This is a genomic window from Gemmatimonas phototrophica, assembly GCF_000695095.2.
Classification (GTDB): domain Bacteria; phylum Gemmatimonadota; class Gemmatimonadetes; order Gemmatimonadales; family Gemmatimonadaceae; genus Gemmatimonas; species Gemmatimonas phototrophica.
Genome location: NZ_CP011454.1, coordinates 4,185,653 through 4,199,647, shown reverse-complemented (window position 1 = coordinate 4,199,647; position 13,995 = coordinate 4,185,653). Strand labels below are relative to the sequence as shown.

The window sequence follows — 13,995 nt, the reverse complement described above, 5'->3', positions numbered from 1 at the left end:
CGTGAGGCGAGCCAGCTTCGGCGGCGGTCACCGGCGGTGGGGGAGGGTGTATGGAAACTAGACGATACTGGCGGGATTCGGTAATGCGCCCCGTTGGTAGCCTTTGGAGATCAGAACGTGAACCGCACGGTCGTGAGCGGCCCGAGCGACACCGTGAGACGGCCGTCGAGGGCGCGCGACGTGCTTTGCATGACACCACGCAGGGGGCCGGCATCCTTGGCTGGCCCGATGATCTGGTCGGCGGCAAGCAGTCCGATCAGGCCACCTGCCGACGCGAGGCCAAACGTGACCTGTCCATCGGCGCTCCCCAGGGTGGCGACACCGGCCCCCATCAGGGCACCGGCGGCTGCGCCGAGTTGGGCCAGTGTGCCATCGGCGCTGGTGCGGTCTGCACTGCGCACAAACCCGCGGTCGGCCAGCCAGGCACCACCCAGCAGTCCCACCGTAGCGGCACCATAGACGGCGGGGGAATTGGAGCGTTCGCTGGGTAGTGAACCAAGGGCGGCGGCGCCAAGGAGTGCACTGGTAAATACCATCGTGACATCGCCGGCGGTCACGTTGTAACCGGCGCGTCGGGCGTAACGCGGTCCCAACGTATAGCCAACGATGTTGGCACCAAGGGCCGCCGCGATCGTGGCTTTGCCGGCGTTCCGCAGGGTGTTGTCGGTCCGGGTAAAGGTCCCGAACTCAGGACGCAGCGGATCGCGATACTGCACGATGGTGCGTCCACGGAATGCGCCGGCGGCACCACCAATACCACCCGTTGCCACCGCGCCAAGATCGGCAAAGAGACCGGCGCCGGCGGCTTCGCCATCACTCAGTCCGCGGGCGTGTTGGAAGCCAGCCATGGAGCCGCCAACGGCACTCCCGAGTACCAGTGCGCCGCGTGCCGGGGCCCCATCCGTATCGATGATCGCCGCGAGTCCAAGACCCATGAGCGCACCACGTGTGCCGCCATGCGCGGTACGACTCGCCTGGGCACGGGTGATGGTCCGCTGTTTTCCCAGATTTGCGGCAATAAAGAACGAGGTGCCGGCGGCGAGCAGATACCCGCCACCCGCAACGGCGCCATTCGTCTTGCTGAGCAGGGCCGCTGTGGCTGGCCCGTACGCGATAAGACCGAGGACCGTCTGGTTTCGGACAAAGGTATTGCCGGCGGGTTGCGAGACATCAAGGCCGGTACCGGTCCCCACAAAACGTTCACCGCCACGACCCTGGGCCAGTACGCCATCGGTGATCGCACGCCGGATGGCGGTGGTGGCCTCGTTGGAGAGCGCGTAGCGGGCAAACGTGCCATCAATGCGCTGGACCGACAGCACGTGCGTGCCGCTGTCGGTGAGGTAGAGGCGTGCTTCGCGAAAGCCCGTGGTGACCGGCCACGCGGGCGCCGTCAGCCCCAGGCGCGCCGCCAAGGTGGGGGTGACAACGGTGACCCGCCCTGCATCGTCAAACGCCACGAGCGATTCGATAACCGGGGCCGTTTGTGCGTGGAGTTGGGTTGCGCACGAGACGCCGACATGCGGGACGAACAGCGTGAGCAAGAGCGCCGCGCAGGCAAGAGAATGATGTCGCGGCAATACGAGACACTTGGGCATGGAGTAACCATGAAGGGCAACACGAACTGATGAGTCACACATTGCACGCGGATCCGGACGCGTGGTACGCATGGAAGGATAAGGCACGACCCCTGCACGCTTTATACCTCCAAAGCCCCCCGGCCCTGACGGTTCCTCGTGTTCGGGCAGTCGCCTTCAAACTGGCGGCTTCAGCCCCGGCGGCACGCCGTCCGGATGCATGCGGCAGGAGGGGGGCTGCTCGATGGTGTACGTGAGATTCACGATCCGCCACGCGCGCTCCACCTTAACGAGGGTGAAGTGATCAATGCCGCAGTGCGACCACTTCCCTTCCGCCCACAGGTCATACGGAAGCCAGACGGAGGCAATGGTGCCGGCAAGGTGGACCGTCGGATTGAAGCCCCGCTCAATGATTGGTGCGCGTTGGGCGGTAACCCGCTGCGCCGCCGCCGTGCGCATGGTAAAGGCCCCGCCCACACCGACGCGCTCCCGGGCGGCGTAGACCTGACCGTCGGCCGTCATCATATCGCTGAGCCCGGTCATGTTCCCGGTGTTGATATACCCGAGCGCGGAGTCTACCACCGCGAGGACCGCCCGGCGGACCGCCACGGTGTCGTACGTCTGGGCCCGCAACGGCACCGCGGACAAAGCGGATGCCACCGTGAGCAATAGAGCGGAGCGCAGGGGAGAGCGGCGCATGGGTGTTGGAAGAGCGTGAGGAGAAACGAAGACATCGCACCATCAATCAACGCCCGGCACCGCTCGCTGTCCAACTTCGCCGCGGCGTCCGCCCGCCCCGTTCAACGAAGCGACGCCTTGAACGGTACTTTTTGAAGAGACGCGAACGCGGTATGCCACCGTCGTGCCGTCACCTTCTGGCCACTCCGAGGACTTCCTACTATGGAACGCAAGACGGCGCACGACTTCGATCAGGATCTGCTCATCCTGTTCGATGCCTACGTCCACGGCGGTATTGATCGCCGGACCTTTCTGGACCGGGCCTCCAAATACGCTGTAGGAGGCGTCACGGCGCTCATGCTGCTCGAGCAGCTCACGCCCAAGTTCCTCGAAGCGCAAGTCATCAAGCCCGAGGACGACCGCATTCAACAGCAGTACGTCGAATACGCGTCGCCCAACGGCTACGGGACGATGCGGGGCTACCTGGCCAAGCCCGCCACGGCGGGCCGGGCGCCCGGCATTCTGGTCATTCACGAGAATCGCGGTCTCAACCCGCACATCGAAGACATCGCTCGGCGACTGGCGGTGGACGGGTTTGTCGCGTTTGCTCCGGATGCCCTCTTTCCATTGGGTGGGTATCCTGGCGATGAAGACAAAGCCCGCGAACAGTTTGGCAAGCTCGAGCAGCCGAAAACGCGTGAAGACTTCGTGGCCGCTGCCGCGTGGCTCAAGGCACGTCCCGAGTGCACTGGCAAGATTGGTGCAGTAGGCTTCTGCTATGGTGGTGGTATGGTGAACTACCTCGCCACGCGACTCGGCACCGAGCTGTCGGCCGGTGTCGCATTCTACGGGTCGTCTCCCGATCTGGCCGATGTGCCCAAGATCCGGGCGCCGCTCATGATCCAGTCGGCCGAAACCGATGCGCGCATCAACGCCAGCTGGCCAGCGTTTGAAGAAGCGCTCAAGGCGGCCAAGGCGCCCTATGAACGGCATCTGTATCCAGGTACCCAGCACGGCTTCAACAACGACACCACACCACGTTACGACGCCGCCGCAGCCAAGCTGGCATGGGACCGTACGCTCGCCTTTTTCCGGCAGCACGTACGAAGCTAGCCGCACGCGGAACATGGCTCCCGTGAGTGTGATCCATTCACGGGGCCCGTGTTCCGGAAGTACGCATCTCATTGAACAGAGGTCGAATTATGAACCGCCGGCCGTTCGCCATCGGCATTGTCGTCCTCAGTGTGGCCGCGTTGGCCACCTGGTACTACCGGAGCGCGCAGACCAGCGACGCCCCCACGTTTCGTTACGCCACGGTAGAGCGCACCACGCTTGAGGCCACGGTGGCGGCCACCGGTACGCTTAGCGCCGTCCGCACGGTACAGGTTGGCACGCAGGTGTCCGGGCTGGTGCGCGAACTGCTGGTGGACTTCAACGATCGCGTGAAGAAGGGGCAGTTGCTCGCTCGCATCGATCCCATTCTGCAGCAACAGGCCGTGGCCGAGTCTCAGGCGAGCCTGGAGCGGGCCAACGCCCAACTCACGCAGGCCAAGGCGGAGTACGACCGCACCAGGACCTTGTTTGAGGCCCAGGTGGTTACCGCCAGCGAGTTCAACGCCATCGAGGCGACCTACGCGGTGGCCACCTCCAATGTCCGATCGGCGCAGATTGCCCTCGACCGCGCGCGACAGAATCTGTCGTACACCTCCATCTACGCGCCGATTGAAGGGGTCATTGTGTCCCGTACGGTGGACATCGGACAAACAGTGGCGGCGAGTCTGTCTGCGCCCGAGCTGTTCCGGATTGCCAAGAATCTCCGGGAGATGCAGATCCTGGCGTCGGTGGATGAAAGCGACATCGGAAAGATTGCGGTGGGGCAGCCGGTTACCTTTACCGTGGCGGCCTACGCCGGGAGGACATTCAGCGGTATCACGAAGCAGGTTCGATTGCTGTCTTCCATCACCGACAACGTGGTGAACTACACCGTCGTCGTTGGGGTGGAGAATGGGGATGGCAAATTGCTCCCCGGCATGACGGCCACCGTAAAGTTTCTTACCGCGCGCGCGCCGGATGTGCTGGCCGTGTCCACTGCCGCCCTGCGATTCACGCCCACGGCCGCCATGCTTGGTGCGGACAGCGCTCTGCTCACGGCGTCGCGACGGCCGACAACGATGGGCGATACCGCTGCACGCCGCGCTGCGTCGGTCCGGCGACGTCCGGGAGGCGACTCCACCGGTACGCTCTGGGTGCGTGATTCCACCGGCACCTTTGCCCGTCTGCTGGTACGCACCGGCCTGAGCGATGGTCAACGCACCGAGGTGCGCGGACCCAACCTGACGGAAGGGCTGCAGGTGATTGTTGGGATCACCACCGCGTCGTCCGGCGCGGCGGCGACAGCCGCCACCAGCAATCCGTTTCAGCCGACGCAGCAGGGTGGTGGAGCGCCACGACCGCGAGGGGCCTTCTGATGGCGTCGTCCAACGGGCCCCCGGTCATTGCGCTGCAGCAGGTGGTGAAGCGCTATCTCATGGGGAGCACCGAGGTACTGGCCCTCCGTGGTGTGGACCTGCAGGTGGACGCCGGAGAGATGCTCGCGATTATGGGGGCCTCCGGGAGCGGCAAGTCCACGCTCATGAATATGCTGGGGTGTCTCGATGTCCCGACCAGCGGGCGTTACGCGCTCGATGGTGTGGCGGTGAATGGCCTCAGTCGGAACGCGCTGGCTGATCTGCGAAACCAGAAACTGGGGTTTGTGTTTCAGGGCTTCAACCTGCTGCCGCGCACGTCCGCGCTGGACAATGTGGAGTTACCACTCCTGTACGATCGTACCGCGCGCTGGACGAACACGCGCGAACTGGCGGCCGCCGCACTGCACCGCGTAGGGTTGGGCGACCGTCTTGATCACGACCCCAGCGAGCTGTCGGGGGGACAGCAGCAGCGGGTGGCCATTGCGCGCGCCCTCGTCACGAAACCGACACTCCTTTTGGCCGATGAGCCCACCGGCAATCTGGACAGTCACACCACGGTCGAGATCATGGCGCTGTTCCAGGCGCTGAACGCACAGGGGATCACGATTCTCATTGTGACCCACGAAACGGAGGTGGCGCAGTACGCGAAGCGCATCGTTGACATGCGGGACGGCCGCATTATCCGGGATCATCCGGTGGTGGGGCGCCGTGACGCCGCCGTCGATTTGGCAGCGCTGCAACAGGACGTCGTGCTCACGGGGGCGTTATGAAGAGCTCCACTCTGTTCAAAGTCGCGGCCCAGAGCATCCTCAAGAACCGGATGCGCACCGCCCTCACCATGCTGGGTATCGTGATTGGAGTGGGCGCCGTGATCATCATGGTCGCGATCGGCAACGGCGCACAGGCGCAGATCGAACGGCAGATCAGCAGTCTCGGTACCAACATGATCGTCATCACGGCCGGTACCACGACACAAGGGGGAGCCAGTCAGGGCGCGGGCACCTTCAATCGCCTCCGCGTGGAGGATGCGGACTTTCTGCGCGCCAACGCCGAGCAGCTTTCGGCGATTTCGCCGGTCATTGTCACGCGAACCCAGATCATTGGCGGTTCGGGAAACTGGCGGACTGGTGTAAATGGGGTCTCCACCGACTACCTCACGATTCGTGACTGGGGCGTGGCCAGCGGCGCGCTGTTCACGGACGACGATGTGCGGGCGAAGCGTCGCGTGGTGGTACTGGGGAAGACCGTCGCCGCCAATCTGTTTGCCGATGATGATGCCGTGGGAGCCACCGTGCAGCTCGGGCGTTCACCGTTCGTGGTGGTTGGTGTGCTGAACGCCAAGGGGCAAACGGCGACCGGCAGTGATCAGGATGATGTGGTGCTGGTGCCGTACACCACGGCACAGGACCGGCTGAGTGGTTTCAGTTTCGTCTCGCAGATTCTGGCGAGTGCTACGTCGGCCACGGCGGTGCCGGCGGCCATTGAGGAGGTCACGCAGCTCATGCGCGATGTGCATCAACTCAACGGCGGAAATGTGCCCGACGACTTTACGGTGCGCGATCAGACGGCCATTGCCGCCGCGGCGACGAGTACGGCGTCCGTCATGACCGGGCTCCTGGCGGCCATTGCGTCCATTTCCTTGCTGGTCGGTGGCATTGGCATCATGAACATCATGCTGGTGTCGGTCACGGAACGAACGCGCGAGATCGGCATTCGCATGGCCATAGGTGCCCGTGGCTCCGATGTACTGACCCAGTTTCTGGTGGAAAGCGTGGTCATGAGCATCTTCGGCGGCCTTGGAGGATTGGCGCTGGGAATTGGCGGGGCGGCAGTGGTGGGTCGGATCACGGGATGGGCCACGTCCACCCCACTCTCCGCCGCGTTCATCGCCATCGGGTTTTCCGCGGCCGTGGGCGTGTTCTTCGGCTATTACCCGGCCCGAAAGGCAGCATCACTCAATCCCATCCAGGCGCTGCGCTACGAATAGCGTCGACTGTGTACGTCTATCCTCATTCCGGAAACGTTAAACATTCGAGTATGGGAATACACCCTAAAGTTGGGCTGTCCCCAAGCCGACACCACTGGGCAGGAAGCGGTCCCACTTGAGTGCCCGGTGGGGCCTAGAGGCATGCGCTGAGGCATGTACACGAGCCACCGACTATGAAACTGCACTCCATTTCCACCAAGTTGCTGGCCGCGTTTGCCGTGGCTATTGTGCTGGCCGTTGTTGCCACCATTCAGCCCATTCAGGCCGCCCGCGGTGCCCAGGCGCGATTCGCGACCGTCTTCGCCGACCGCGTGGTGCCGCTCGAACAACTCGGGTTGATGCTGCACAACGTCAATGCGGTGACCGATGGGCTGACGTCGTCCGGCGGCTCCACCGAGAAGACGTCACCGGCGGTCATGGTGCAGCAGGTGGACAGCATATAGACTGCTTACCTCGCCACCTATCTGACCGCAGAAGAGTCGCAGCTGGTGGATGGCTTGCGGACCCCCATGAAAGAGTGGCTGGCAGCTACGCGGGCGTCGATCGGTGGTGACTCCTCCGCGGCCGTCCGCAGCGAGGCGCTGCACCATGCCCTTGATGATGGCATGCGCCTGTTGATGGCGCTGCAGGTGCGCGTTGCTCGCGAAGAACTCACGAGCGCCGGTAACGAAACGGAGCGTTCGGTGCTCGCGGCACAGCTCATTCTGCTGGCTGCCACACTCATCAGTATGGGCGTTGCCGTGGGGGTCTCGCGAAGCATTATTCGCGGACTCGCCAGCATACAACGTCGGGCGGAGTCGTTGAGTGAGCACTGCATCAAGGCCGTGACCAATGGGCTGCGGGCGCTGGCGCAGGGCGATGCCAGCCAACGCGCCGAACCGGTGACCCAACCCATCACCCTGCGCAGTCGCGATGAGTTGGGGCAGTTGGCGGTCACTGTGAATGCCATGATCGCGAACATGCATATTGCCATGCATGCGTACAACGAAACCCGTCGCAAGGTCCGTACGCTGGCCGATGAAGTGCAAACGCTGGGAACGACCATTCTTGAAGGCAAGGTGGATGCACGCATCAACAGCAGCCAGTTCGAGGGGGCTTTTGAGGAAGCCGCGCAGGCCGTGAATGAGGCGCTTGATGGTGTCCTGAAACCGATGTCGGTGGCCATGAGTGAATTGCACCTCGGGATTCGCGGCCTCGCCAAGGGAGACCTCACGGTCCGCCCATCGGCCGATCGCACCGGCCATCATGCGCCAATCGTGCAGGCGTTCGCTGATGCCGTGTCACACCTGGAAACCACCGTGGGGGCGGTGAAGGCCGCGTCCGAGGAAGTGAACAGCGCGAGCAACGAAATCGCCCAGTCGGCGGAAGTCGGGGCGACCGGCGCGTCGCGGCAGGCTGCCGGCTTGGAGGAAGTGGCGGCCGGCACCGCAGAGTTGCGGGCCGATGCCATGACCATCTCGGAGGAAGCGGAGCGGGGACGTCGTTCCACGGCGGATGTGAGCACTGCGACCAGTACTGGCACCAAGGAGCTGCGCGCGCTTTCCGAGGCGCTCGGCACCATGAAGGATCGGGCCGATGCCACCTCGCGCGTGGTCAAAGCCATCGACGAGATCGCCTTCCAGACCAACCTGTTGGCCCTGAATGCGGCCGTGGAAGCGGCGCGCGCCGGCGATGCCGGTCGCGGCTTTGCGGTGGTGGCCGAAGAGGTGCGCGCGTTGGCCCTCCGCGCCGCCGAATCGGCTCGGCAGGCCAGTCACCTCATTGAAGAGAACGTGCAGGCCGTGCTGGATGGCGTGTCTGCCGGTAATCGCGCCGTTCTCGGGATTACCGGTATCGAAACACATGTGGCATCGCTCTCGGAGATCATGGCGGCCGTGAGCGCCCGTTGCGCGCAACAGCTGCAGCATGTGTCGCAGATCTCCGAGGCGGTCGATGGGCTCAATGTCATTACGCAGCAATCAGCGGCCACGGCGGAGGAAACGGCCGCCACGTCGGAAGAGCTGCGCAGTCAGAGCGACGCCCTGAATGTGCTGATGGGATCGTTTACGGTGCGAAAGAATCACCTGCACCGGGGTGAGAGCCAGCGGCGCGCTGCCTGAGCGGCTTACCGTCCCACCAATCCGCCGGTGAGTTGCAGCGCGTACGGCGCACACAGTGGGTCTCCAATGACCACGTCCTTCCACAGGACCATGGGTGACGCGGCATAGAACGCCTCGGCCAGGGTGGCACCCCGGAGATACCGATCAAACAGGATCTCCGGGCGCGCCAGGGCGAGCGTGTAGGGCTCGCTCACGTATCCCTTCACGCCGGTAACGCCCTGCGCAATGAGATCCGCAATACGGCTCTGACCACCGGTGACGGGGGCGAAGGTCCGGGCACTGGTGGAGACAAACGTTTCCGCCAGCGCGCCGGGGAGAAAACGCAGGGCATGGTAGGCCACGCTGTCAAAGCGTGCATCATTGCTCCCCCAGCTGACGTAGCCCATGAGCGGCTCGGTGGTCGCGACAAAGGCCGCACTGGAATCGATGTGGGCAGTGTAGCCCTGCAACCGCACCAGAAAGTGACCGGCATAGAGCCGACGGTTCATGAGGGCGTAGCCGTCGGTGCTCTCGCGCAGCGGCATGGCATCGAAAAAGAACGGTCCGGTCTCCGGCCGCGCGTTTGTGGCACGATCTACCAGTGCCAGACAATCCAGCGTGCGCGCACAGTCGAGGCGCGTCACCAGATACATGCCGTAGCGTTCGCTATTGAATGGCAGCTGCGCGTTGTAATACGGATTGCGGTAACGTCGCAGCCAGGTGGTGTCGAGTCCCACCATGGGAGGAATGCTGAGGTGCATGCCCGCCAGCAGGGCGTCCACGCTATAGCCGTTCTTGCGGGCCACCCGCAAAGGCACGCCCTTGGTGAGCACGATGAAATCGATGCGGTGCGGAAGCGCCTCGATAGCGTGACGCACCGGTGCGATGATGTCGGTGCGCAGGGCAATATCCCCAATCTCGTCCTCAACGGGCACGTCGATAACGATCACGTGCGACGAGTCGAGGTTGCGCTGTGCCGCGTAATACCGCCCCACCGAATCACTGGCCGGGCTGCGCCGATTGATCACAACGACGGTGCGTTGCGCGCCCGTAGCCGGGGCGAGTTTTTCGGTGCGTGGTGGTGCCTGACACCCCAGCATCAGGACACCACCAAGCAACACGACGGCACGAGAGGCCAGAGAAGTGAACGACATGCTCTGGCCAATGTACGGCGCGCTACTCCGTTTCGCGGAGCCAGCGCCAGGTTTCGCGCAGCGACGGCTCCTTGCCATGCATGAGGATGCCAATGGCGAAGATCTTGCCGGCGGCACGGCGGAACGCCCACGTGGCGGTCGCGAGCAGGAGCACGGCAAGTAGCGGTTCCCACCACGGGACACTGGTCATGAGCAACCGCACCGGCAGGACCGCCATGGAAGTGAGCGGAAAGACCGCCAGCAGTTGCGCCAGCCACGTGTCGGGGCGGGACAGCAGGGTAAAGGCTAGCCCCATGGGGAGCACGGGAATGAGCAGCATGGCAGAGCGCGGAGACGAATTGGGGTCGTCGATCGTGGCCGCGATGGCGGCCATGAACGAGAACCACATTCCTACGCCCAGCACCGTCACGAGGAGCACAATGAGGAGGGAGAGCGGATCAGAGGGCGCCGAAATCGCAAAGGGGGTACTGCCAAGCACGGCCGGCAGCACTTTCGCGACTGCGAGGCCCGTCACGGCAAACAGCAGCGTGCCAACCAGTGCCGCACCAACGAGCCCGAGAATCTTGCCGTCCATCCACGTTTGCGGCGACACCATGGCGATGATCTGCTCGGTGATGCGCTGCTGCTTTTCTCCGGTAATCCCGGCGAACAGCGAAGCAAACCCGTTGAAGAGGACCAGCACGCCGAAGAACAGGATGATGCCGGTAAACAGGCGCGTGGCGGAATCTGAGGTTCCGTTCTTGAGCGTGATGGTGCTGACCTCTACCGCGAAGGGCGTGGTCATGGCCGTACGCTGCGCGGCGTCGAGCGGCAGAGCCGTGTAGAGCGCGGCCTGTTGGGCAGCAGTCATCGCACGCGCCACCGAGGCGGACCACGCGCTGCGTTTGCGCAACACGAGGTGCGCCGCGCCTGGACCATCGACCACCAGCGCCCCCGCAATGGAGTCGGCGGAAATGGCCGCCCGCGCCAGCGGTTCGGTGGTGAACTGATTGACGACCCACCTCACCCCATCCACTGGTGGCATGGCAAATCCCAGGCGGTCACTACCGATGACGGCGACGCGTGCCGGCTTGCTTCGTGCTTCCTTGGCCATTTTCCCAAGGCCACCGGAAATGCCACCCACGACCAGCATGATGAGAATGCCGTAGGCCTGCTGACGCCACTTCACAAAGCGGTTGAACTCCCAGCGGGCAATGCGTCCTACCTGTTGCCAACGCGTCATGCGTCCTCCGATGCGGCGGTGGGTGCCGTTACGGCACCGACGGTATTGATGTACACGTCGTGGAGTGATGGCTGTTCGGTGCGCACGTCGATGATGCTGAGCAGCTGCGCGCAGCGCGCCAGCAGGTCCCCCACCGGGTGTGCTGCGTCGAGCGTAATGACAATGGTGCCGTCGTCCCGTCGCTCGACGTCACTGGCAGCAGCGTGCGTACGCAGGATGGTCAGCGCTTCGTCGGGGCTTTGCGTGACCTGCAACAGCAGCCGTCGCCCGCTTCCCCAGCGCTCCCGCACTGTCGGGATAGTACCATGCAGCACTTCGCGGCCATGCTGCATGACAAACAGGCGATCGGCCAGACGTTCCACCAACGCCATCTGATGAGCGCTGAACAGCACCGTGGTACCGTCGTCGCGCAAGGCACGCACGAACCCGAGGAAGACTTCCTGGTTGAGCGGGTCCAGTCCGCTGAACGGCTCATCGAGAATGACAAAGCGCGGGCGGTGCAGCACCGCAGCGGCGAATTGCACTTTCTGCTGGTTCCCCTTGGAGAGCGAACCCACCTTGTCGCGCAGTCGTGCGCCCAACTCCAGACGCTCCAGCCACGTCGTGGCGGAGGCCCGGGCCTCAGCGGGCGTGAGGCCACGCAACGTGCCGAAATACTCGAGGACGGCAATGAGCGGCTGGTCCTGATACAGACCGCGATCTTCGGGGAGATAGCCAATGGCGTGCGACGGCAGCCGCGTGTGCGTGGCGCCGTCCAGCTGCCACGCAATGTGTCCGCTGTCCGGGCGGGTGATGCCCACCAGCATGCGGAGCAACGTGGACTTGCCGGCGCCGTTGGGCCCAAGGAGCGAGAAGATCTCCCCTGCCGAAACGTGGAACGAAATGTTATTGACGGCGTGAACCCGAGCAAAACGACGGTGCACCTGCGCAACAGTCAGCATGGACAACCGGGATGAGGGGACAACAGGGATTCCCATCGTTCCCTACGAAGGCGATCGCCAAAGAGTTCCGCCGATCCGGCGGCCGTCGGCGCCAGCGGTTATGATCCCCATCATGACAGCCTCCTTCCGCGATCCGCTCCGGCTTGCACTCGGCACTACGTTCCAACCCGGGCGTGAGCTGGGAAGGGGAGGGATGCGCCGCGTGTTCATGGCCCGTGACAACACCCATGGCCGCAAGGTGGTGGTCAAGGTGCTCTCCCCGGAGCTTGCGCAGGAGCTCTCGGTGGAGCGGTTCGGTCGTGGTGTTGCACGCCAGTCTGTCGCGCCGTATTTGGCTGCTCCGCCGTTGCGATGGGTGGTGTGGTGCTGATCGCCATTATGCATACCCGACGCCTTCCGCCGGAGTAAGCGGAGATGTCCACGGTGCCGTTCTCGCCTGCCCGCATGTACGAGTATCTCGGCCGGGCGCGTCGTGATCTTTGGGCGGCACTGGAGGCCGTGCCCGACGAGGTGATTTCCCGATCCCAATTGGACGGTGAGCGATTTCACTGCATCAAGGATCTGCTGTTCCATGTGGCAGCCGTTGAAGACGGGTGGCTGCACGAGGATATCCTGCGGGTCCCGCCGGTCATTGACAGTGTGCCGCTGCTGGCGGCCACCACCGGTGGCCCCGAGTACGGCCATGTCGCACTCTCCGTGTTGCTGGACTATTGGCGTGCCGTTGAAGCGCGTATGCAGGCGTATCTCTCCACTACCACGGCGGACGAACTCGCCCGGGTGGTGACGGTACATGATGCGCCGAATGAGCAGTACACCGCCGAGCGGTTGCTCTGGCACGTGATGCTGCATGAGGTGCGGCATACCGCGCAGATCTGCCTGCTACTGCGGCAGCAGAATATCACGCCCCCGTCGCTGGACCTGTTGTTCTACCTGCCCGAGCTCCCCAACTGATGCCACATCTTGAACTGGTGACATTGGTGGTTCGCGACTATGACGCGGCCATTCGGTTTTTTGTGGACGTGCTGCACTTCGATCTGGTGGAAGATCATGCATCGCTCACCAATGATGGCCGGGCGAAGCGATGGGTGGTGGTGCGCCCGAGAGGAGCCGTGACTGGACTGCTGCTGGCCCGTGCCGACGGGGAAGCACAGGAAGCGGTAGTGGGAAAGCAAACCGCAGGACGCGTGGGATTCTTCTTGCGCGTGGACGATTTCGCGGCGCAGTACGCACGTCTGTGCGACGCCGGCGTGGTGTTTCACGGCGTGCCCAGGGTGGAAGCATACGGCACCGTGGCGGTCTTCGAAGACCTGGAAGGGAACCGCTGGGACCTGCTGGGCATGACAGATCTCGAGAGTTGAGACGGGGGGAGTTAAGAGGTTTGCGATGCCAGAGGTGCGATGGATATCGAGTGTGAGAGTGTCGAGATAACCACGACGATGAGAGGTCCGAGCACTTCGTCCGCACTGCAGTGCCCCACACGAGCTGTGGGGAACTGCGGGGACGCCGCTGTTCCAGCGGCGTCCGGGTAAGGGCGGGGACTGGCGCTGTTCAGCGGCGTCCGGGTGGGGCACATTCGTGCCGACGCCAGCACTCGGACCTCTCAACTCGCTTTCATCGGGCCTCTCACATTCGATATCCATCGCAGTGTCTCGACTCCGACCGCTGACCTCTCCACTCTCCAATCTCCCCCCCCACAAAACTCTCACCAATGACAGTCGGCTGTCGCCGTGTCGCTGCGCCCGATGCCGTGCAGGGTGTCACGTTGCCGGTGTGGGTGCTGTATCCCACCGTCTCGTCCGGGCAGGACCAGTCCTTTGGACCGTACACCATGACGGTGGCGACCGATGCCCCAGTGGCAGGGCAGGACATGCCATTGGTGGTGATCAGTCATGG

General features: G+C 63.9%; 14 protein-coding genes. 9 read left to right on the top strand and 5 right to left on the bottom strand.

Annotation, left to right across the window (positions count from 1 at the left end; genetic code table 11):
• Positions 1-110 precede the first annotated feature (110 nt).
• Entirely contained in the window at positions 111-1,595 is a 1,485-nt protein-coding gene (locus GEMMAAP_RS17715) for a hypothetical protein (RefSeq protein WP_043579313.1), read from the bottom strand.
• A gap of 156 nt (positions 1,596-1,751) precedes the next feature.
• Entirely contained in the window at positions 1,752-2,273 is a 522-nt protein-coding gene (locus tag GEMMAAP_RS17710; RefSeq protein ID WP_026848155.1) for a hypothetical protein, read from the bottom strand.
• Positions 2,274-2,474: 201 nt separating this feature from the next.
• Between GEMMAAP_RS17710 and GEMMAAP_RS17705 the strand changes: the two genes are divergently transcribed.
• The 6 genes from GEMMAAP_RS17705 to GEMMAAP_RS17680 all read left to right on the top strand — a co-directional run bounded on the left by GEMMAAP_RS17705 (position 2,475) and on the right by GEMMAAP_RS17680 (position 8,806).
• Entirely contained in the window at positions 2,475-3,365 is an 891-nt protein-coding gene (locus tag GEMMAAP_RS17705) for a dienelactone hydrolase family protein (RefSeq protein WP_026848156.1), read from the top strand.
• An 89-nt stretch (positions 3,366-3,454) separates the two neighbouring features.
• Positions 3,455-4,720 (top strand): efflux RND transporter periplasmic adaptor subunit, encoded by a 1,266-nt coding sequence (locus tag GEMMAAP_RS17700; RefSeq protein WP_053333546.1) that lies wholly within the window; start codon positions 3,455-3,457, stop codon positions 4,718-4,720.
• Complete coding sequence (locus tag GEMMAAP_RS17695; protein ID WP_043579315.1) at positions 4,720-5,490, top strand: ABC transporter ATP-binding protein; 771 nt, start codon at positions 4,720-4,722, stop codon at positions 5,488-5,490. Before GEMMAAP_RS17700 ends, GEMMAAP_RS17695 begins: the two co-directional genes overlap by 1 nt.
• Positions 5,487-6,707, top strand: a complete 1,221-nt coding sequence (locus GEMMAAP_RS17690) for an ABC transporter permease (RefSeq protein ID WP_026848157.1) — start codon at positions 5,487-5,489, stop codon at positions 6,705-6,707. The genes GEMMAAP_RS17695 and GEMMAAP_RS17690 overlap by 4 nt, the downstream gene beginning before the upstream one ends.
• A gap of 173 nt (positions 6,708-6,880) precedes the next feature.
• Positions 6,881-7,150, top strand: coding sequence for a hypothetical protein (locus GEMMAAP_RS17685; RefSeq protein ID WP_026848158.1), 270 nt, complete (start codon positions 6,881-6,883; stop codon positions 7,148-7,150).
• Positions 7,151-7,216: 66 nt separating this feature from the next.
• Entirely contained in the window at positions 7,217-8,806 is a 1,590-nt protein-coding gene (locus GEMMAAP_RS17680; protein WP_026848159.1) for a methyl-accepting chemotaxis protein, read from the top strand.
• Positions 8,807-8,811: 5 nt separating this feature from the next.
• Here the strand turns inward: GEMMAAP_RS17680 and GEMMAAP_RS17675 are convergent, their stop codons facing one another.
• The 3 genes from GEMMAAP_RS17675 to GEMMAAP_RS17665 are packed head-to-tail and all read right to left on the bottom strand — an operon-like array spanning position 8,812 to position 12,102.
• The gene (locus tag GEMMAAP_RS17675) at positions 8,812-9,939 is read right to left on the bottom strand and encodes a TIGR03790 family protein (protein WP_026848160.1); all 1,128 of its coding nucleotides are present in this window, start codon (positions 9,937-9,939) and stop codon (positions 8,812-8,814) included.
• Between the two features lie 22 nt (positions 9,940-9,961).
• Positions 9,962-11,161, bottom strand: coding sequence for an ABC transporter permease (locus GEMMAAP_RS17670; RefSeq protein WP_043579318.1), 1,200 nt, complete (start codon positions 11,159-11,161; stop codon positions 9,962-9,964).
• Positions 11,158-12,102, bottom strand: a complete 945-nt coding sequence (locus GEMMAAP_RS17665) for an ABC transporter ATP-binding protein (RefSeq protein WP_043579320.1) — start codon at positions 12,100-12,102, stop codon at positions 11,158-11,160. Before GEMMAAP_RS17665 ends, GEMMAAP_RS17670 begins: the two co-directional genes overlap by 4 nt.
• Positions 12,103-12,214: 112 nt before the next feature.
• On the opposite strand from GEMMAAP_RS17665, the gene GEMMAAP_RS20395 reads away from it, so the two are divergent.
• From GEMMAAP_RS20395 to GEMMAAP_RS17655, 3 genes are read left to right on the top strand one after another with little or no spacing between them, the layout of a single operon-like run.
• A complete protein-coding gene (locus GEMMAAP_RS20395) occupies positions 12,215-12,472 on the top strand; it encodes a hypothetical protein (protein ID WP_145979217.1) in 258 nt (85 codons plus the stop codon).
• A gap of 44 nt (positions 12,473-12,516) precedes the next feature.
• The gene (locus GEMMAAP_RS17660; protein WP_053333547.1) at positions 12,517-13,053 is read left to right on the top strand and encodes a DinB family protein; all 537 of its coding nucleotides are present in this window, start codon (positions 12,517-12,519) and stop codon (positions 13,051-13,053) included.
• A complete protein-coding gene (locus tag GEMMAAP_RS17655; protein ID WP_026848162.1) occupies positions 13,053-13,460 on the top strand; it encodes a VOC family protein in 408 nt (135 codons plus the stop codon). The genes GEMMAAP_RS17660 and GEMMAAP_RS17655 overlap by 1 nt, the downstream gene beginning before the upstream one ends.
• The last annotated feature ends 535 nt before the right edge of the window (positions 13,461-13,995 follow it).

Excerpts from the sequence above, each read along its gene's own strand:
- GEMMAAP_RS17715 (WP_043579313.1), bottom strand. The coding sequence starts at position 1,595 with ATGCCCAAGTGTCTCGTATTGCCGCGACATCATTCTCTTGCCTGCGCG.
- GEMMAAP_RS17710 (WP_026848155.1), bottom strand. The coding sequence starts at position 2,273 with ATGCGCCGCTCTCCCCTGCGCTCCGCTCTATTGCTCACGGTGGCATCC.
- GEMMAAP_RS17705 (WP_026848156.1), top strand. The coding sequence starts at position 2,475 with ATGGAACGCAAGACGGCGCACGACTTCGATCAGGATCTGCTCATCCTG.
- GEMMAAP_RS17700 (WP_053333546.1), top strand. The coding sequence starts at position 3,455 with ATGAACCGCCGGCCGTTCGCCATCGGCATTGTCGTCCTCAGTGTGGCC.
- GEMMAAP_RS17695 (WP_043579315.1), top strand. The coding sequence starts at position 4,720 with ATGGCGTCGTCCAACGGGCCCCCGGTCATTGCGCTGCAGCAGGTGGTG.
- GEMMAAP_RS17690 (WP_026848157.1), top strand. The coding sequence starts at position 5,487 with ATGAAGAGCTCCACTCTGTTCAAAGTCGCGGCCCAGAGCATCCTCAAG.
- GEMMAAP_RS17685 (WP_026848158.1), top strand. The coding sequence starts at position 6,881 with ATGAAACTGCACTCCATTTCCACCAAGTTGCTGGCCGCGTTTGCCGTG.
- GEMMAAP_RS17680 (WP_026848159.1), top strand. The coding sequence starts at position 7,217 with ATGAAAGAGTGGCTGGCAGCTACGCGGGCGTCGATCGGTGGTGACTCC.
- GEMMAAP_RS17675 (WP_026848160.1), bottom strand. The coding sequence starts at position 9,939 with ATGTCGTTCACTTCTCTGGCCTCTCGTGCCGTCGTGTTGCTTGGTGGT.
- GEMMAAP_RS17670 (WP_043579318.1), bottom strand. The coding sequence starts at position 11,161 with ATGACGCGTTGGCAACAGGTAGGACGCATTGCCCGCTGGGAGTTCAAC.
- GEMMAAP_RS17665 (WP_043579320.1), bottom strand. The coding sequence starts at position 12,102 with ATGCTGACTGTTGCGCAGGTGCACCGTCGTTTTGCTCGGGTTCACGCC.
- GEMMAAP_RS20395 (WP_145979217.1), top strand. The coding sequence starts at position 12,215 with ATGACAGCCTCCTTCCGCGATCCGCTCCGGCTTGCACTCGGCACTACG.
- GEMMAAP_RS17660 (WP_053333547.1), top strand. The coding sequence starts at position 12,517 with ATGTCCACGGTGCCGTTCTCGCCTGCCCGCATGTACGAGTATCTCGGC.
- GEMMAAP_RS17655 (WP_026848162.1), top strand. The coding sequence starts at position 13,053 with ATGCCACATCTTGAACTGGTGACATTGGTGGTTCGCGACTATGACGCG.